The organism is Pseudorhodoplanes sp., from assembly GCF_050250235.1.
In the GTDB taxonomy this organism is placed as follows: domain Bacteria; phylum Pseudomonadota; class Alphaproteobacteria; order Rhizobiales; family Xanthobacteraceae; genus Pseudorhodoplanes.
Genome location: NZ_JBFWPA010000015.1, coordinates 21,964 through 40,775, shown reverse-complemented (window position 1 = coordinate 40,775; position 18,812 = coordinate 21,964). Strand labels below are relative to the sequence as shown.

15 protein-coding genes and 1 tRNA gene are annotated in these 18,812 nt (G+C 62.8%); 10 read left to right on the top strand and 6 right to left on the bottom strand.

Translation table 11 applies throughout. The features are described from left to right. Window positions 1–1,814 precede the first annotated feature (1,814 nt). Complete coding sequence (locus tag AB7F49_RS09485) at window positions 1,815–2,870, bottom strand: sensor histidine kinase (RefSeq protein WP_428521634.1); 1,056 nt, start codon at window positions 2,868–2,870, stop codon at window positions 1,815–1,817. 372 nt (window positions 2,871–3,242) lie between these two features. Between AB7F49_RS09485 and AB7F49_RS09480 the strand changes: the two genes are divergently transcribed. The 7 genes from AB7F49_RS09480 to ptsN all read left to right on the top strand — a co-directional run bounded on the left by AB7F49_RS09480 (window position 3,243) and on the right by ptsN (window position 12,573). Continuing rightward, window positions 3,243–6,647, top strand: a complete 3,405-nt coding sequence (locus tag AB7F49_RS09480) for a caspase family protein (RefSeq protein ID WP_428521632.1) — start codon at window positions 3,243–3,245, stop codon at window positions 6,645–6,647. Between the two features lie 168 nt (window positions 6,648–6,815). Beyond that, window positions 6,816–7,430 (top strand): ribonuclease D, encoded by a 615-nt coding sequence (locus tag AB7F49_RS09475; protein WP_428521630.1) that lies wholly within the window; start codon window positions 6,816–6,818, stop codon window positions 7,428–7,430. Window positions 7,431–7,532: 102 nt separating this feature from the next. Then, a complete protein-coding gene (gene lptC / locus AB7F49_RS09470) occupies window positions 7,533–8,249 on the top strand; it encodes an LPS export ABC transporter periplasmic protein LptC (protein WP_428521628.1) in 717 nt (238 codons plus the stop codon). Then, the gene (locus tag AB7F49_RS09465) at window positions 8,246–8,959 is read left to right on the top strand and encodes an LptA/OstA family protein (RefSeq protein WP_428521626.1); all 714 of its coding nucleotides are present in this window, start codon (window positions 8,246–8,248) and stop codon (window positions 8,957–8,959) included. Before lptC ends, AB7F49_RS09465 begins: the two co-directional genes overlap by 4 nt. Window positions 8,960–9,042: 83 nt before the next feature. Next, a complete protein-coding gene (gene lptB, locus AB7F49_RS09460) occupies window positions 9,043–10,242 on the top strand; it encodes an LPS export ABC transporter ATP-binding protein (RefSeq protein ID WP_428521624.1) in 1,200 nt (399 codons plus the stop codon). A 138-nt stretch (window positions 10,243–10,380) separates the two neighbouring features. After that, window positions 10,381–11,919 carry an RNA polymerase factor sigma-54 gene (rpoN, locus tag AB7F49_RS09455; RefSeq protein ID WP_428521622.1) on the top strand — a complete coding sequence of 513 codons (1,539 nt, stop codon included), beginning with the start codon at window positions 10,381–10,383 and terminating at the stop codon, window positions 11,917–11,919. A gap of 192 nt (window positions 11,920–12,111) precedes the next feature. After that, window positions 12,112–12,573, top strand: a complete 462-nt coding sequence (gene ptsN, locus AB7F49_RS09450) for a PTS IIA-like nitrogen regulatory protein PtsN (protein ID WP_428521621.1) — start codon at window positions 12,112–12,114, stop codon at window positions 12,571–12,573. 30 nt (window positions 12,574–12,603) lie between these two features. Here ptsN and AB7F49_RS09445 read toward each other — a convergent pair whose 3' ends face one another. The 5 genes from AB7F49_RS09445 to AB7F49_RS09425 all read right to left on the bottom strand — a co-directional run bounded on the left by AB7F49_RS09445 (window position 12,604) and on the right by AB7F49_RS09425 (window position 14,706). Further along, window positions 12,604–12,873 carry a DUF1150 family protein gene (locus AB7F49_RS09445; protein ID WP_428521619.1) on the bottom strand — a complete coding sequence of 90 codons (270 nt, stop codon included), beginning with the start codon at window positions 12,871–12,873 and terminating at the stop codon, window positions 12,604–12,606. 250 nt (window positions 12,874–13,123) lie between these two features. Beyond that, window positions 13,124–13,384, bottom strand: a complete 261-nt coding sequence (locus tag AB7F49_RS09440; protein WP_428521617.1) for a DUF1150 family protein — start codon at window positions 13,382–13,384, stop codon at window positions 13,124–13,126. Between the two features lie 91 nt (window positions 13,385–13,475). Continuing rightward, complete coding sequence (locus AB7F49_RS09435; protein WP_428521616.1) at window positions 13,476–13,901, bottom strand: Hsp20 family protein; 426 nt, start codon at window positions 13,899–13,901, stop codon at window positions 13,476–13,478. A 274-nt stretch (window positions 13,902–14,175) separates the two neighbouring features. Next, a tRNA-Ala gene (locus AB7F49_RS09430) sits at window positions 14,176–14,251 on the bottom strand. Window positions 14,252–14,307: 56 nt separating this feature from the next. Then, entirely contained in the window at window positions 14,308–14,706 is a 399-nt protein-coding gene (locus AB7F49_RS09425) for a TIGR02300 family protein (protein ID WP_428521614.1), read from the bottom strand. Window positions 14,707–14,901: 195 nt separating this feature from the next. Here AB7F49_RS09425 and aroA point away from each other — a divergent pair, with 195 nt between their 5' ends. From aroA to rpsA, 3 genes are all read left to right on the top strand, one after another. Beyond that, window positions 14,902–16,218, top strand: a complete 1,317-nt coding sequence (gene aroA, locus AB7F49_RS09420) for a 3-phosphoshikimate 1-carboxyvinyltransferase (protein ID WP_428521734.1) — start codon at window positions 14,902–14,904, stop codon at window positions 16,216–16,218. Continuing rightward, window positions 16,215–16,850, top strand: coding sequence for a (d)CMP kinase (locus AB7F49_RS09415; protein WP_428521612.1), 636 nt, complete (start codon window positions 16,215–16,217; stop codon window positions 16,848–16,850). Before aroA ends, AB7F49_RS09415 begins: the two co-directional genes overlap by 4 nt. Window positions 16,851–17,058: 208 nt before the next feature. After that, complete coding sequence (gene rpsA / locus AB7F49_RS09410; protein WP_428521610.1) at window positions 17,059–18,777, top strand: 30S ribosomal protein S1; 1,719 nt, start codon at window positions 17,059–17,061, stop codon at window positions 18,775–18,777. Window positions 18,778–18,812: the final 35 nt, after the last annotated feature.

The window sequence follows — 18,812 nt, the reverse complement described above, 5'->3', positions numbered from 1 at the left end:
CGCGCTTGCCCCGTGACGCGCGATTTCGGAAAACGCATTGCGCACTGTCTCGGCCTTCTCAGTCGAAAATCTCAAAGTTACATCGCCGGCGCTTCGATTGCTCATGACCTAACTCCATGTTGGAAAGTGATGTCGGACGGGAGGGGCTGATAGTCGCGGCTCAAGCGGGTCGCTGCCGCACTTGCCGTGCGCAGCTTGTGGGGAATTTCCCCACAAGCGAACAAAGATGGTCTGTTCGAAGATCGCGCGGCGACCTGCGCTCGGCGTTCCCTTGGCGTGCGGCGCGACGAACCCTCGGGGAACGGCTCGGCGCAGAAATCGAAAACGGGAGGATAGCTGGAAAAACGGGAAGAACGGGAGGATTGTAAAATGCGCAAGGCTCATCGCGAAAGGCAGATAATAAGGCGCAAGATGATCAAGAATGGGAGGATGGGAGGAACGGGAGCTTATTTGCAATGAGGACTCACGTGCGCGCACGCACACGCGCACACGTGAGTCCGATGGTGCAAATAAGCTCCCGTTCCACCCGCAAGCTCCCGATGCCAATGCAATCAATAGCTTGCCGAAGCGGCCATCCTCCCGAAAATGGGAGGATGGGAGGATAGGCGACCGAAAAGCCGATCTGCGACTCACAAGGAACTTCGTCGAACGCCAGCGCGGGCAAGCGCGGTGCGCTTCAGTTTGGCTGACTCGGACTCCTCGATGGCTGATTTTTGGGTTGGCCACCGCTGAGAAGTCAGAATTCCAAAATGGGAGGGTTGGGAGGGTCGGGAGGGTTGCAGCAAACGCAACGCTCGATCGGAAATGCCCATAAACAAAGGGAAAGAAAAAACAAATGGGAGGGTTGGGAGGGTTGGGAGGGTTTTTGTATATGACCGCTACACGTGCGCGCGCACATGCGCGCGCATATGAGTCCGAGGGCGCAAAAACCCTCCCAACTTCCCCGAACCCTCCCAAAGCAGTCGAAATCAATGACTTACAAAATCGCCAACCCTCCCAAGAATGGGAGGGTTGGGAGAGTTGACAGCGCCGCGGTCTTGACAGGTCGCGTTCGCAAGTGAGTCGCCCGCTGCGTGAGCGGCAAATCTGCGCGAACCTGCCGCCGCTCAATTCCGACGCTCGTATCCACGCGAGTTGAAATGGAACGATCATGATCGTTCCACCTCCGAAATTCTCGGCCGCAATCCCACCCAATATACGACGTTCGAACGCCGCCGCCGAAAGCCGCGGGCCTGAAGCTCACGGGAAAACCGGATGATGGAAAAGGGCGGCAATTGCCTTGCTGCGGCAAATGCGCAGTACAAGCGATGCAAACGGTCTGCGTTGACCTCCGCGCCTGCCTGCCGCTGCACGCATGTCACCAAGAACTCGTCGACCGGATGCGCCTGAGATTCGTCTTCCGAAGGCACTCGAGATCGAGCAGGTTCAACCCGAGCCTTGGCGGCGCTTCTCATCGCTATGACAGCGGAGCCGACCAATTCTCCGAAGATGTGGCGAAGCAGTTGGTCACGCGCGGATCGGCCCGCCGTTCGCCACTCCTGCATCAGCGGCGACGGCGCGAGCTTGCGCCGGATGCGAGCCCGGCGTAGGCGCTTTTCAGTTGGCGATTTTGACGTAACCCTTTGTTTACTCATGGACGTTCTTTGCCTCCCACTCTGCGAAGATGAGCGGGTCCGGGAGGCTCAGAACATTCTCTTGTCGGCTCAATGAGGGCGAATCTGCCCGCACCTGAAGCGAAGTCTTTGAGTTGGCGCTGGTATCAGCTACCCTTTCCTGGGCACCATCTCTCGACATGCGGTATCGGCGTCGGCCGATCAGCCTCCCGGTCGGGCCTGATGCTTCGCCGCCTCACCGACAAGCGGCAGCTTGAAGCGAAACGAGCACGTCACCCCGCGCCGCGCCATCACCCGAAGCCTGGCGCCGATCTGCATTGCGAGATCCCGCACCAGCCGCGACCCGACACCCTGACGCGGAGCGGGAAGGCCCAGCCCGCGGCCATTGTCGCTGATGGTCAGGGTTGCAATCTCGCCTACCACGCGGAAGCGCACGACAATACGGCCCGGGCCGTGGGGCTCGAAGGCGTATTTGATGGCGTTCGTCACCAGCTCATTGACGATGAGGCCCACCGGTACCGCCTGATCGATATGCAGGAACGCGGATTCGAGCTTTTGTTCGAGAACGATGCTGGTGTCGGTCAGCATCGATCGTCGGAGGCTGTCGCAGATCTCTCCCAGATAGGAGGGAACGTCGACCAGCGTGACATCCTCGGCCCGATAGAGCTGTTCGTGGAGATGGGCGATCGTTGACACCCGGTCGATCGCCCGGGCGAAATCCTCCTTTGCCTGCGGGTCCTGCTGTCGCGCACCCTTCAGGCGGAGCAGACCGACGATCATCGCGAGGTGATTCTTCACCCTGTGACTGAGCTCGTTGAGGAGCAGCGTCTGCCTTTTCAAAGCCTCGTCCCGTTCTTCCTGAACACGACGCTGCGCGGTTACGTCGAGGCACGCACCGAGCATGTAGGCGGGACTGCCATCCGGATTCCTGACGATGGCGCTGCGATCGTAAATCCATCGCACCGTGTCGCCGACGATCGCCCTGAACTGATAGTCGGCATCGGTGCCGGTCTCGATGCAATTGCTGACGCTGCGCCAGGCCATGTCGCGGTCGTCCGGATGGATCAGGGCCAGGAAATCCCGGGACGTCCGGGGCGACTGTTCCGGCGGGATCCCATAGACTTCACACAGGGCATCGTCCCACTCGACGATGTCTTCGGCGATGTTCCACCGCCAGGTGCCCGCGCGGGAAGCCTTGAGGGCGGCGATCAGCCGCTCCCGTTCCGAATGCGCAAAATCAAGTGCGCCCTGAGACATGTGCTGTTCGGACACGCTTCAGCCCCGCGGATGACCCTCGGGCGACGCCAGCCGTCGTTCCCGGTCGCTTCGGCTATCCACAGACCATACTCGCGCCGACAGGACAACGGCTGGAGGGTTTTTCGGATTGCCCAGAAACGTGGTGGCGTGATTCAGGGCGGCGCCCGACTGCGTTCGGGCTGTGCCCAAGTGCTGTGCCCAAGTGCTTTCCCAAGTGCTTTCCCTTTTGGGAGGACGCCGCCAATATGGCCGCAAGGCTCGCCGGAATTCGTCGATCGACTATTCCTGCGGCCGATTTTCAGGAACGAGCCGGCAATGCTTTCGGTATGGCGGTCAATCCCAGTTATCATCCTGTCGATTTGCTGTTTGGTCATGGTCGGCGCCTTGGTGCGACCGGCAGGGGCGCAGCCTGGGGCCGATGCAGGAAAACCTGCCATCACAATCGCGATCGGACACCGGGAGCCGGTCGACAATGTTCAATTCCTGTATGGCGGCAGGTTGGTGATCTCGAGAGATGGCTCCGGTGTGATCAAGCTCTGGGATCAGGCGACCGGGCGTTTGCTGCGCACCTTTCAAAAGGCGGCGGGCAGTTCGGCGCTTGCGGTGTCGCCCAACAATGAGTGGGTTGCGGGTCCGCTTGAAAACCGGAAATTTGGTATCTGGGCGGTGCAAAGCGGAAAGTTGGTCCGCGAAATCCAGCTGCCCCCGAGCGATTACGCCACGGAAGGCGTGGCATTTTCGCCGGACTCAAGCCTGCTTTTGTCGATCGGAGACAAGATCCATGTCTGGGAAGCCGGCAGCGGCCGGCTGGTGCGAGCCTTCACGGGTCATGGCAGGCATATCGTTGCCGCGAGATTTCATGAAGACGCAAAGGTTATGTCGGTCGGAGCGGACAGGACCATCAAGCTCTGGGATGTTCAGAGCGGGACAGTCGAACGAACGACGAAGATAGCGATCCCGGACGGCGCCGAACACGCCGTTTTCTCGGCCGACGGACGAAGACTTGCGCTGGAAGAGTCGTCGCTGAACAAGAATGCCGTCGTCCGTCTGTACGACACGGAAAGCGGCAAACTCCTACGTTCCTTCTCCGCACAGAAATACGTGACCGCAATTGCGATTTCCCGGGACGGAGGCCGGATCGTCACGGGGAGCGACGACAAGTCTGTCATCGTATGGGATGCCGCCAGCGGCAGCCGCGACAATGTCAAGCTCGCCGCGTCCGGTTATATCGGCTCGATCAGTCTGTCGCCGGACGGCACCCGGATGCTTGTCGGCGACGGCGGCGCCGACATCCGCGTCGTCGACTTTTCGGACCGGGAGAATGTACGGAGCCTGACCGGACACGGAGGCGACGCTCTGGCGGCGCACTTCTCTCCCGACGGCAAGCTGTTGCTGACCGGCTATTCCGGTCTTTCATCGGGACGGGTCAAGACCGCGACACCACAGAAGACCGTCAAGATCTGGGACGCGGCCAATGGCAGGCTGCTTCATGCGCTGATCGGGCACGCGACATGGCTCGAACCCGTGGCGATTTCTCCGGACAACGATCGCGTCGCGTCCGGCGCAATTGATGTCCTCAAGATATGGGATGCGGCCTCGGGCAAGCTTCTCCGGAACATTGCGATGGGACACGACGGAGAGATCAGCTCGATCGCCTTTTCTCCCGCAGGCAAGTATCTCGTCACCGCGGCCACATACGCGCAAACAATAAAGATACTGAATCTCGAGACAAATCGGATTGTCCGAACGATCCGAGACCAGGAGAAGATTCAGTGCGTTGCCATTTCACCCGACGGCAAGAGAATTGCCATCGGCTCGGCCGGAAGGTGGATCAAGATCTGGGATATGGAGACCGGAAAGCTTGTCCGCACCCTCAATGGACATTCCGAGCATGTCGCTTCGGTTGCATTTTCACCGGACGGCGCGTTGCTTGCATCGGTCGGAGGCGACAGGACGCTGAAGATTTGGGACGTCAATGCTGGCCGTCAATTGCGCTCTGTTCGCGCGCACGAGGATGCGGTCAATTCGGTCGCCTATGATCCCGCCGGACGCAAGCTTCTTACTGCTGGCTCGGACCGACAGGTCAAGCTTTGGGACGCCGCGTCACTTGCCGTCCTCAGCGTGTTGGAGGGACATTCCGATCGGGTCGGTTCCGCCAGTTTTTCGAACTCCGGGCACCAGGTCGTCACCGCGAGCGACGACGGCACGGTCAAGATTTGGAGCACGGAAAATGGCGAGCCGCTTCTCACAATAGCGAGCTTCGCCAATGGCGAATGGGTCGTCATTACGCCTGAGGGCTATTTCGATGTTTCCTCCCCGCGGGCGGCGGAGGCCCTGACATTGGTGCAGGGCGCCGAATGGTATTCCATCGATCAGTTCTATCAGGCTCTCTACCGTCCGGACCTCGTACAGGAGAAGATGTCCGGTGATCCCCGGGGCCTGGTCCGAGGTGCCGCGGCGAGGCTCGATCTGGAGAAGGTGATCGCCAGCGGCAAGGCGCCTTCGGTCGCCGTGGCGTCGCCACGAGATGGAGCGCGGGTCAATTCCCGAACGATCGATGCGGTGATTGACGTATTGCCGGGCGCAGCCGGAGCCGGCCGCATCGAATGGCGCGTCAACGGTGTGACGGTCGGCATTGATCAGCCGCAGCCCGGAAACCAGTCGTTTCGTCTAACCCGGACGCTGGCACTGGACGAAGGCGACAACGAGATCGAGGTCGCTGCCTACAACCGCGAGAACCTCGTCGCCTCGGTGCCGGCGCGAACGACGGTCACGGCGTCGGTTGGGGGCGCCTCTGCGCGGTCGCGCCTGTTCCTCCTCGCGGTGGGTCTGAACGAATATGAGGAAGCGGATATCCGGCTGAAATATGCCGTACCTGACGCGATTGCGATCTCTGAAGCGGTGCGCAAAGCTGCCGCCGGCCTGTTTGAATCGGTAAATCTCACCGTTGTGCGAGACGCGGACGTCAGGCAGGTGCGCCTTGACGAAATATTCCGGAAGCTTTCAGCCGAGATACAGCCGAGCGACCTGTTCGTGTTCTTCATCGCCGGGCACGGCAAGACCATCGACGGGCGATATTACTTCATTCCGCAGAATTTCCGCTCTGATGGCCTTGCCTCGGTCTTGAAGCAGGGCATTTCGCAGGAGCAGTGGCAGCGCTGGTTTGCTGCGATACCGGCGAGGAGAAGCGTGCTGCTTTTCGACACATGCGAGAGCGGGTCGTTGACGGATGACACCTCTCAGACACGCGCGCTGGAACGCGGCGCCGCCAACGACAGACTCGTCCGCGCGACGGGCCGAACCGTGCTGACGGCCACGAGCGACAAAGCGGACGCCTTCGAGGGATATCGGGGGCACGGCTTGTTCACCTACAATATTCTGGAAGCGCTGGGAGCAGCCGACAGCGACCTGAACGGGACGATAGAACTCTCCGAATTGGCGGCCTACGTCCATGCTCAGGTCACCTTGCTCAGCGAGAAGGTGTTCAACCGTCGCCAGGTGCCGCAGGTGCGCATGACCGGCAATTATACGTTGGGGCGATCGACCAGGATTGTTGCCGACGCGACATCCGACATTCTGATATCCCGCGCGCCGACCCACATGGTCGGCGAGGCCGAACTGCTGGTGCTGCCGTCGCCCGATTCGCGGAGGGTTCGCAAGCTGCCGGCAAAGACACCGGTGACGGCGGTGCGCAGCGAAGCCGGATGGGCGCTCATTGCTCGCGACGGTCGTCCGGTAGGCTATGTCGCCACGCGCGATCTGGAGCCCCTGCGCTAGCGGCGGCCTGGCTCCGCGTTCGGTGGTCATCCATGGCGCACGGACCGTTCCATCCGTCAGTTGCATCGGACCGCCTGCGCCCGGAGGTCGCAGGTGCTTCCCGCGACATTCTTGCACGGCTCTGCGGTTCACCCTAGTAATCGGCCAAGAACTCATGGCGAGAACTGAATGACCATCCGGCTCCACCGCGGAGATTTGCCCGACCTGTCGCGCTACACGCAATCCGTTGCCATCGACACCGAGACGCTCGGCCTCAATCCGCATCGGGACCGACTCTGTGTTGTGCAACTTTCTCCGGGGGACGGCTCGGCGGACGTGGTGCAGATCCCGGCAGGAGGTGCCGATGCGCCGAATCTGAAGCAGCTTCTCGCCGATCCGGCTGTTCTCAAGATCTTTCACTACGCGCGCTTCGACGTCGCCGCTCTGTCCAATGCTTTTCGGGTGTGGCCCACGCCGCTCTATTGCACCAAGATCGCATCGCGGCTGACCCGAACCTATACCGACCGGCACGGACTCAAGGATCTGGTGCGCGAGCTTCTCGGCGTCGACCTGTCGAAGCAGCAGCAATCCTCGGATTGGGGTGCCGAGGTGCTGACCGAGCCCCAGATCGCCTATGCGGCCTCCGATGTCCTGCACCTCCATGCGGTGAAGGACAAGCTTGACGCCATGCTTGCGCGGGAGGGCCGGACCGAACTGGCCGAGGCCTGTTTCCGGTTCTTGCCGCACCGGGCGAGGCTCGACCTGCTGGGATGGGCGGAGGAGGACATTTTCTCCCATTCCTGAGCCGGCCGCCGTGCCTGGGCCATATTCGCGGGCGATTTTCCTGCGGCCCCGGGCTAGAATGGCCTTCGGGTGACCATCGAATCCGGGCAGGACGACGCTCCCATGAACCGCATGCTTGCCGGACCGGAGGACTGGGGCCAGCCAGGCCAACCGACCGCGGGACGGCCGAAGGCGGTCATTACCGGCGCGCGCCGTCATAGCCGCCGTGTACGGATTCTGCGCATCGCGGTCCCGGCGGTTCTCCTGCTGTCGCTCGGCGGGCTGGTGCTTGCGAATTATCTCAATCCAGCGCGCTGGCTCCGGGTGCCGACCGAGTTCGGTACGCTCGTGATATCGGGATCGAAGATCACCATGGAGGCGCCCCGGCTTGCCGGCTTCACCAGGGACAAACGCGAATACGAGGTGACCGCCACGTCCGCGTCGCAGGACACCAGAAATCCGACCATCGTCGAGATGAAGGAGATCAACGGCCGCATCGACATGGTGGACAAGAGCAGGGTCACGCTCAGCGCTGTCGAAGGCGTGTACGACACGAAGGCGGATCTGCTGAAGCTGAACCAGGAAATCCTCATCATATCGACCGCCGGCTATCAGGGCCGTTTGACCGAAGCGCAGGTCGAGGTGAAGAAGGGTCGTATCGTTTCGGAAAAGCCGGTGCAGATGAAAATGCCGCAGGGCACGCTCGACGCCAATCGCATGGAAGTGACGGAGACCGGCGCCGTGATACGGTTCGAAGGCGGCGTCGTGATGATGCTGACTCCGGAAGCGGTCAATCGCGGGGTGCAGTCACAAACCGCCAATCAGGCGAACGCGCAATGATGGCGCGCAGCGTTTCAGCCGGCCGGCTGGCCGCTTTCGCCATCGCGGTCCTCGTCGCGGGGATCGTGTCGGCACAGTCGCAGCCCAAGCCCAAGCCGCAGGAAACCGGCGTGCCGAACGCGCTGCAGGGCTTCTCCAAGAACAAGGATGAGCCGGTCCAGATCGAGGCAGCCGCGCTCGAAGTGCGCGACAAGGACAAGATGGCCGTCTTCATCGGCAACGTGGTCGTCACGCAGGGCGATACGGTGATGAAGTGCAAGGAACTGCGCGTATTCTACGACCAGGACGATCCAAAAGCGGGCGCCAAGGGAGCCGCCAAGGGCAGCATGAAGGCCGCGCAGCCGGGTCCCGGCGGGCGGCAGAGCATCCGCAGGCTGGAAGCCCGCGGCGGCGTGATCGTAACCTCGAAAGACCAGACCGCGACCGGTGCGACCGGCATTTTTGAGATGAAGACCAACACGGTGACCCTGTCGGGCGGCGTGGTCATCACGCAGGGCGCCAACGTCCTCAAGGGTGAGCGCCTTGTGGTCGACCTGACCACGAACTTTGCGAAGGTCGAGGGCGGGCGCGTGCAGGGCCTGTTCGCGACCGGGGGCAAGGACGACAAGCCGGGAGTCGGACTGCTCGGTGGGTCAAAGGACGGCCAGAAGCCCGCCGTCAGGAACAAACCGACGGCCCTGCCGCCCCCGCCGCAGGCCGTGACCAACTGACCGGCGTCCCTTTGCTCCGTTGCAACCGCGATTCCGTCGGACTATGTCGGTAACGGGCGGCCGTTCAGCCTGAAGGGACCTTGGTGTTCGATTTCCTGTCGATATTCCGCCGCCGGCGGCCCGGGAAGCCGCGAAAGCGCAAATCGACCGGCACCTGGCGGGTCGAACTGGAAAAGATCGGCGGTCTTGTCGGCAAGAGCGCAGACGCGAAGCCCGCTCCCGGCACAAAGCCCGCCGCAGGCTCAAAGTCCCCCCCAAGACGCGGTGCCCTGGCGCCGCCGCCTGTCCTGCAGCCGCCCCTCCCGGACGCTCTCAAGATCGAGCCGCTCCGCGACGAATTTCTGGTCAGCGATCCGGGGCGTCAGAATCCGCTCTGGCAGCACCCGCTGCATCCCGAAACCTTAAGGTCTTCGCCTTCACGTCGTGCAGCGCCGGGACGCGAGGCAAGACATGCCTCCGCCGCGGCACAAACCGAAGCGCCGCCACGGGCCGCCGAGCCGCGATTTGTGCCACCGCGACCGCGGCGGCAGGGGCCGGCGCAAAATCCTGCACAGGTCCCGCATGGCTATCTCGCCGCGCATAGCGTCGAGAAAAGTTTCGGCGCGCGCAAGGTGGTGCGGGGCGCGAGCCTGTTCGTGCGGAGAGGCGAGGCGGTCGGCCTGCTCGGTCCCAACGGCGCCGGCAAGACGACGATTTTCTACATGATCACGGGCCTGATCAAAGCGGACAAGGGCAAGATCGAGCTTGACGGAAACGATGTGACTCCGCTCCCGATGTACCAGCGCGCCCGCCTCGGCATCGGTTATCTGCCGCAGGAAGCCTCGATCTTTCGCGGTCTCAATGTGGAAGAGAATATCCGCTCGGTGCTCGAAGTCGTCGAACCGGATGCAAAACGCCGCGCGCGCGACCTGGACGCGTTGCTTGAGGAGTTCAATATCGGGCGCCTGCGCAAGTCGCCCTCGATTGCGCTGTCCGGCGGCGAGCGGCGGCGCGTTGAAATTGCGCGCGCTCTCGCAAGCCGGCCGAGCTACATGCTGCTCGACGAACCGTTTGCGGGCATCGACCCGATCGCGGTCGGCGACATTCAGGCCCTGGTCCGGCACCTGACCTATCGCGGAATCGGCGTGCTGATCACCGACCACAACGTCCGCGAGACGCTCGGCCTCACCGACCGCGCCTATATCATCTATTCGGGCGAGGTCCTGATGGAGGGGCGCGCCGAAGATATTGTGAATAACCCGGACGTGCGGCGCCTGTATTTGGGCGAGGAGTTCCGCCTCTAAACGAGCGATCCTGGGTCGCTGTGCCCAATTTTAGGGCATGTTCCGTTCGAATGGCCTTATGAACGGTACTTCGCCATACAAACGGAGTGCGCCTAATTTCCACATGCATAAATCGTGCCGGTGGGCTAGGAATCCGCCATGGCATTGACCACCCGCCTCGAATTCCGCCAGAGCCAGGCGCTCGTGATGACGCCGCAGCTGATGCAGGCCATCAAGCTGCTGCAGCTCTCCAATCTCGATCTGATGGCCTATGTCGAGGAGGAACTCGAAAAAAATCCGCTGCTCGAACGGGTGAACGACGACGAATCGCCTCCGCTTCTTGGGGAAGCCGTGGAAGCGGGCAGCTCCTTCGCAGACGGCGAAGGGGTGAAGGAATGGCTGGGTGAGGATCTCGCTACCAGCCGGAACACGATCGAGGATGACCTCGGTACCCGCCTCGACAACGTGTTTCCCGAGGACGGCGGAACTGCCGCGAGTTCTGCGCGCGCGGACGACGCAACGGCGGCGCATGCCGAATGGGCGAGCGTCGGGTCGGGCGGCCGCGAGGACAGCGATTACAATCTCGAGGCCTTTGTCTCGGCCGAGCGTACGCTTGCCGACCATCTCGCCGAACAGCTTTCGCTCTCGATCAGTGATCCGGTCAGGCGGATGATCGGACAGCATCTGATCGATCTCGTCGATGAAGCGGGTTACCTGTCGGGCGATCTGCAGGTGATTGCCGACAAGCTTGGTTGCGGGTTGGCCGAGGTCGAGGCCGTGCTCGCGACGCTGCAGGGCTTCGATCCTTCCGGGGTCTGTGCCCGCAATCTGACCGAGTGCCTTGCGATCCAGCTGAAGGAGTGCAACCGCTACGATCCCGCAATGGAGGCGCTGCTGTCGCGTCTCGATCTGCTGGCGAAGCGGGATTTTGCGACCTTGCGCAAGCTGTGCGGCGTCGGCGACGAGGATCTCGTCGACATGGTCGCCGAGATCAAGCGGCTCAATCCGAAACCGGGCCTAGCCTTCGGATCGACGACGGTGCAACCGATCGTCCCGGATGTATTCGTGCGCGCGGCGCCCGATGGTTCTTTCCATGTCGAGCTGAATTCCGACACCCTGCCGAAAATCCTTCTGAACCAGACCTATCACGCGCGCGTCTGGAAGAATGCGGCCAATCCGACCGACAAGGCCTATCTCGCCGAGAAGCTGCAATCGGCGACCTGGCTTATCCGCGCGCTCGATCAGCGCGCGCGCACCATCCTGAAAGTGTCGGCCGAGATCGTGAAGCAGCAGGATGCCTTCTTCCTGCACGGCGTCCAGCACCTGCGCCCGCTCAATCTCAAGACCATCGCGGACGCGATCTCGATGCACGAATCCACCGTATCGCGGGTTACCGCCAACAAATATATGGCCACCGCGCGCGGCATGTTCGAGCTGAAATACTTTTTCACCTCGGCTATCGCGGCAGCCAATGGCGGCGAGGCGCACTCGGCCGAAGCCGTGCGCCATCGTATCAAGCATCTGATCGATGCGGAGACGCCCAATGATATCCTGTCCGATGACACGATCGTCGATAAGCTGCGCGATGCAGGCATCGATATCGCGCGCCGTACCGTCGCAAAGTATCGCGAGGGCATGCGCATCGCTTCTTCGGTGCAGCGGCGCCGCGAGAAGCAAAGTGCCTCGATCGGACGCTAGCCCGGCCTGCCGGCATCCAGCAGCGCACTGAAAAACCTCGTCTTTTGGGGCCGGAGCCGTGATGCATGCAGTATTCCAGATGGCCGTCGTTAGCCATTGACGGGGCGGTGGGCCATCCTTATGGTCCGGCGCTCTTCAGCCCCGACAACTTCAACTCGTCTCATTCACCGGCGGATTCGCGGACCGTTTCCAATGGCGCTTAACGATATCGTGGCACTGAATGCCGTAATCCCGGCACTCAAGGTCAACGGCAAGAAGCAGGCGATTCAGGAAATCGCGGCGCGTGCAGCCGAGCTCAGTGGGCTCAGCGAGCGCACGATTTTCGAAACGCTGTTGCAGCGCGAGAAGCTCGGTTCCACCGGAATCGGTCATGGCATTGCGATTCCGCACGGCAAGTTGCCGAAGCTCGAGCGGCTGTTCGGGCTGTTCGCGCGCCTCGACCGGCCGATCGATTTCGAATCGCTCGATGGCCAGCCGGTGGACCTGATTTTCCTGCTGCTTGCGCCGGAAGGGGCCGGTGCCGATCACCTGAAGGCGCTGGCGCGGGTTGCACGTCTTCTGCGCGATTCGGATACCGCCAACAAACTGCGAGAGTCGCGCGACGCCGATGCGCTCTATGCCGTACTGACGATGACTCCATCGCAGGCGGCTTGATTCCCATCCGGCGGGGCTGCTCTCTGCCGGTCAATGCACGCTGACCGCTTCGAGTTCTTCGCGCTCGGCATTGGCGACCGCCGCTTCCCGTGAGTCGGTGACAAGGATCGGCGTCCCGTCGGCGGCGTACAGCACGAACACATCGCGACCCGGCGCCAGCAATGGCGCTTCCGGGCAGAAGAAACCAACGTCCTCCGAGCGTGCCACGCGCACATAGGCGAGGTTGCGCCAGGCGAGCGTCGCAAGGTCGCGGGCGGACATCGAAGCGGCGGCGATCGTGCGGCTGGCGGACGCGGACATGACAAGGCTCCCTTTGTTACTGGGACGCCCGGCCGGGAACCGCGGTTCGACTGCGAGTCTCACATCGCAGTGATGCCCATCGATGGACTGGCTTCGCGTTCATGCTTGCGGTGCCTGTCGCGGAATTGCCCGATCGGCCCGCCCTCCGGCGATTAGCAGCGCTTCCGGACGGGAGCGGGAGCCAAAACAGCAAGGCCACGACCGGTGGCGCCGGCCGTGGCCCGTATCGGCCTGGTGCAGCCCGACAGCGTCAGTGGACGCTCACGGCCTCCAGTTCGTTGTTCCAAGCATTCGCGACGGCGGCTTCGCGCGTATCCGTCACCAGGATCGGCGTTCCGTCAGCGGCGTGGAGTGCGAAGAGCTGCATGCCCGGCTGCATTTCCGGCGCCTGCGGATAAAGCTCATGCACGTTCTCGGATTTGATCGGCTTCACATACGCGATCTTGCCCCCGCCCAGGACGGCGAAAGCCTGAGGCGACATGATCGGCTTTTCGATATGTTCGTTGGTCATGTCCGCTACTCCTTCGTCAGTTCAACTGCCCCTATGGTCCATCGGTTCCGTTCGCCGATCGTCGCATATCCGGGTCACATACCGGATATAGTTACTCGTGCGGTGTAATCGAGATGGTCCGCACAACGCGCGCCGGTTCCGGTCGCGCAAGATCGATCGACAACAGGCCGTTCTTGAGATCCGCGCGAAGCACCTCCATCCCGTCGGCCAGCACGAAGGTGCGCTGGAATTGGCGGGCGGCGATGCCGCGATGGATGAACTGCCGCGTCTTGTCGTCGGTCTGGCGACCTCGGATGACGAGCTGACTTTCTTCTACGCTGACCTCGAGCTGGTCGAGCGTGAAGCCGGCCACGGCAAGCGTGATGCGCAGACGCTCGGGGTTGCGGTCGTCGCGCGCAATACGCTCGATATTGTAGGGGGGATATCCGTCCGCCGCCTTGGTGACACGGTCGAGCACGCGCTCGATCTCGTCGAAACCCAGAAGGAACGGGCTGGACAACGAAGGCATTCGGGACATCTCAAAGTCCTTTCCAGCGACTTTGACACGGGGCCCAAAGAGGCACCCCCTGAATAGCCGCCCGGCGAACCCGCCGGGATGCTGAACGATATATGGGCAGGAATTTGACCCGCGCAAGCTGCGGATGGAACCCGAACAGGCGCGCCGCTCTACCGGCTCGCCCTCTCGAACTGGCTCAGTACCTGTTTGCCGCGCCGTACCGCATCACCCAGCGCATCTTCGCCAAATGGCCGGTCGGTCGGACCTCGATGGCCTCGTGGATGACCGCCGAGGTTGGTGGAGCCAGGCGGGATCGAACCGCCGACCTCTTGCATGCCATGCAAGCGCTCTCCCAGCTGAGCTATGGCCCCGTGACCTTCGTCCGCCCGCGCGGGATGCGGGCGGATATCCTACATGGTGCGGAGGATCAAGTCTCCTCGTCCTTCTCGATGCCGTCGCCGATGATGTCGGTCACGTCATCGTCGCCCTCTTCATCTTCTTCGATGAAGGTGGAATCGTCGTCGCCCGGATCGTCCTCGACTTCGATGTCGTCGTCGACGGCGTCCGGCAGCTCCGCCTTCTTGCCCTGGGCCTCGGCGTCCGCATCCTCCAGCGATACGAACTCGGCACCCGCTTCCGCCGTCTCGACCTCGGGTTCGGCGGTTTCGGTGACCTTGGTGTCGGGACGGCTGCGTGAGGCCGCAACCGGCGCGATCGGCACAACCTCCCCGGTATAGGGCGAGATCACCGGATTCTTGTTCAAGTCATAGAATTTGCGGCCGGTCACCGGACAGACGCGCTTGGTACCGAGCTCTGGCTTTGCCACGGTCTGGGGGTTCCCTGAAGAGGCTTTGCGAATGAGCGGCTGAATTGGCGGCTCGGGCGACCGCTGTCAATACCGATTGTATGCGTTTTCGCGGCTATTGCGCCGGGGGTCGGATGACGCGGGAAACACCCGCATGCTAGGACGACCCCCTCCTTGACTATCGGATCGACCGCTGTGAGCCATTCGTCGCCCGCCATGCCGCTGACCGCGCGCCGCTCCCCCGCAATGACGGGGCGTCTGCGCGTGCCGGGCGACAAGTCGATCTCGCATCGGGCGCTGATCCTGTCGGCGATGACCGTGGGCGAGACCCGGATCGCTGGGCTCCTGGAAGGCGAGGACGTGATCAACACCGCCAAGGTGATGCGGGCGCTCGGTGCGACCGTGGAGCGCACGGGCGAGGGCGCCTGGTCGGTGCGGGGCGTGGGCGTCGCGGGGTTCGCCCAGCCAGACGGTCCGCTCGATTTCGGCAATTCCGGCACCGGCTGCCGTCTCGTCATGGGCGCGGTCGCGGGTTGTCCGGTGACAGCCTTGTTCGACGGCGATGCGTCGCTGCGCAAGCGTCCGATGAAGCGCGTGCTGGATCCGCTGACCCGCATCGGCGCGCAAGCGCTCGAAATGGCGGACGGAGGCCGGCTGCCGCTCACCTTGCAGGGCGCGCGCGATCCGATCCCGATCGAATACGCGCCTCCGGTTGCTTCCGCTCAATTGAAGTCCGCCGTACTGCTGGCCGGGCTCGCGGCGCCGGGTGAAACGATCGTGATCGAGAAGGAAGCGACGCGCGATCACACCGAGAGGATGCTGACCCATTTCGGTGCCGAGGTTCGCGTCGAGGCTCTGGGAGGGCACGGCCGGCGCATTACCCTGATCGGGCGACCGGAGCTTTCTCCTGCGCCGCTGCAGGTACCGGCCGATCCGTCGTCCGCTGCATTTCCGCTGGCCGCCGCGCTGATCGTGCCCGGCTCGGAAATCGTGCTCGAAGGCGTGATGATGAACCCGTTGCGTACCGGCCTGTTTCTCACCTTGCGGGAGATGGGTGCCGACATCGAGACGCTGTCGACGAAGAATGACGGGGGAGAGCAGGTAGCCGATCTGCGCGTCAGAGCGTCGGACTTGCGCGGTGTCGATGTGCCGGCGCCGCGCGCGCCTTCGATGATCGACGAATATCCGATCCTCGCCGTGCTGGCATCCTTCGCGCAGGGAACGACGCGCATGCGGGGTCTCGCCGAATTGCGGGTGAAGGAATCCGATCGCCTTGCAGCGACCGCCGACATGCTGCGCGTCAACGGTGTTGCGGTCGAGATCGAGGATGATGACCTGATCGTTCATGGCAAGGGGACGGTGCCCGGCGGCGGTGTCGTCGTCACCCATATGGACCACCGGCTGGCCATGTCGGCGTTGGTCATGGGCCTGGCCAGCAACAAGTCCGTTGCCGTCGACGATGCCGCTTTCATCGCGACGAGTTTCCCGGGGTTCGTTGAACGGATGCGCGGGCTGGGAGCGGACTTCTCGTGATCATTGCCATCGACGGCCCGGCCGCATCCGGCAAGGGCACCATCGCCAGGCGTCTGGCTCAGCATTACGGCTACCGTCATCTCGACAGCGGACTTCTATACCGCGGCGTTGGGTTCACGGTGCTGCAGGCGGGCACGCTCGGTGAGCGCGCCACCGCCATTGCGGCGGCGCGATCCTATGACCCTGCACGGTTTCCCGAGGAGGAGCTGAAGTCGGATGAGGTCGCTCAGGCCGCCTCGATCGTGGCCGCCATCCCGGAGGTGCGCTCTGCGCTAATCGCGCTGCAACATGAATTTGCGCGGTCCAAACCGGGCGTGGTGATCGACGGACGGGATATCGGAACCGTCATCGCGCCGGACGCCGAGGTCAAGATTTTCGTTACCGCAACGCCGCAGGAGCGTGTGCGACGCCGCATTCTCGAACTCCGCGGCAGGGGCGGGACCGTCGACGAGGCTGCCGTTCTGGCCGACATCGAAGCGCGCGACGATCGCGACCGGAACCGCGCGGTGGCTCCTCTCCGGCAGGCGGAGGATGCGGTCTTGCTGGATACGACGCATTTGGATATATCCAGCGCGGTCCGGGCCGCCATCGACATTGTCGAGGCCGTCCGAGCGGGCCGAAGGCCGGCCTAACCGCCCTTCGTCGTTGGAGGAACGCCCGCTCCGCCGCCTCGTCCGGAGGCCTTGGACACGTCCTTTTGGACAAGCAATCATCGTTCCGGTCGAACGGCTCAACGCGCCGGCCCGCCTCTCCGTGGCGGTGCCATTGGTCTTGCGGGACCTCTGGCCCGTGCGTCCGGAACATCGTTATTCCAATCGGCGCTCGCCAGCAGGAGATTTCATGGCCCAGACTGCCACCGCCACACCATCGCGCGAGGATTTCGCCGCGATGCTTGAAGAGTCCTTCACCCAGGGAAACCTGCATGAAGGATCGGTTATCAAGGGAATTGTCGTAGGGATCGAAAAGGACGTCGCCATCATCGACGTCGGACTGAAGACCGAAGGCCGCGTCCAGCTTCGCGAATTCACCGGACCCGGCCGCGGCAACGAGATCAAGATCGGCGACGAGGTCGAGGTTTACCTGGAGCGTGTGGAGAACGCGCTCGGTGAGGCGGTCCTGTCGCGCGACAAGGCGCGTCGCGAAGAGAGCTGGGGCAAGCTCGAGACCGCGTTCAAGAACCAGGAAAAGGTTCAGGGCATCATCTTCAATCAGGTCAAGGGCGGCTTCACCGTCGATCTGGATGGTGCCGTTGCCTTCCTGCCGCGCTCGCAGGTCGACATCCGTCCGATCCGCGACGTGACCCCGCTGATGAACGTACCGCAGCAATTCCAGATCCTGAAGATGGATCGCCGCCGCGGCAACATCGTCGTCTCCCGCCGCACCGTGCTGGAAGAGACCCGCGCGGAGCAGCGCCAGGAACTGGTGCAGAACCTCGAAGAGGGTCAGGTCATCGACGGCGTGGTGAAGAACATCACCGATTACGGCGCCTTCGTCGATCTGGGCGGCATCGACGGCCTGCTGCACGTCACCGACATCGCGTGGCGTCGCGTCAATCACCCGACCGAGGTGCTCAATATCGGACAGTCGGTGAAGGTGAAGATCATCAAGATCAATCACGAGACCCACCGCATCTCGCTTGGCATGAAGCAGCTGCTCGACGATCCCTGGCAGGGCATCGAGGCCAAGTATCCGCTCAACGGCCGCTTCACCGGCCGCGTCACCAACATCACCGATTACGGCGCATTCGTGGAACTGGAACCGGGCATCGAAGGCCTGATCCACGTGTCGGAGATGTCCTGGACCAAGAAGAACGTGCATCCGGGCAAGATCGTCTCGACCTCACAGGAGGTCGAGGTGCAGATTCTGGAAGTTGATCCGGTCAAGCGCCGGATTTCGCTCGGCCTCAAGCAGACCATGCGCAATCCGTGGGAGGTTTTCGTCGAGAAGCATCCGCCCGGATCGATCGTCGAAGGCGAAGTCAAGAACAAGACCGAGTTCGGGCTGTTCCTCGGTCTCGATGGCGACGTGGACGGCATGGTTCACCTGTCCGACCTCGACTGGAAGCGTGCGGGCGAGCAGGTGATCGACGACTACAAGAAGGGCGACATCGTGAAGGCGACCGTTCTCGATGTGGACGTCGAGAAGGAGCGCATCTCGCTCGGCATCAAGCAACTCGCCACCGACCCGATGGAAGAGGGGGCGGCCGGTGACCTGAAGAAGGGCGATGTCGTGACCTGCGAGGTCACCGACGTGAAGGAAGGCGGCCTCGATGTGAAGATCGCCGGCACCGACCTGGAAACCTTCATTCGACGCGCCGATCTCGCCCGCGATCGCGGCGACCAGCGTACGGAGCGGTTCCAGGTCGGCCAGAAGGTCGACGCTCGCGTGACCCAGTTCGACCGGAAGGCCCGCAAGGTCCAGGTGTCGATCAAGGCGCTCGAGATGCAGGAAGAGAAGGAGGCCATCGCGGCCTATGGCTCGTCCGATTCGGGTGCGACGCTGGGCGACATTCTCGGCACGGCGCTGAAGCGCGCCGGCGACAAGGAAAAAGCCGACTAGGCGGCGACGGATCGAGCAACGCCTGACTCAAACGA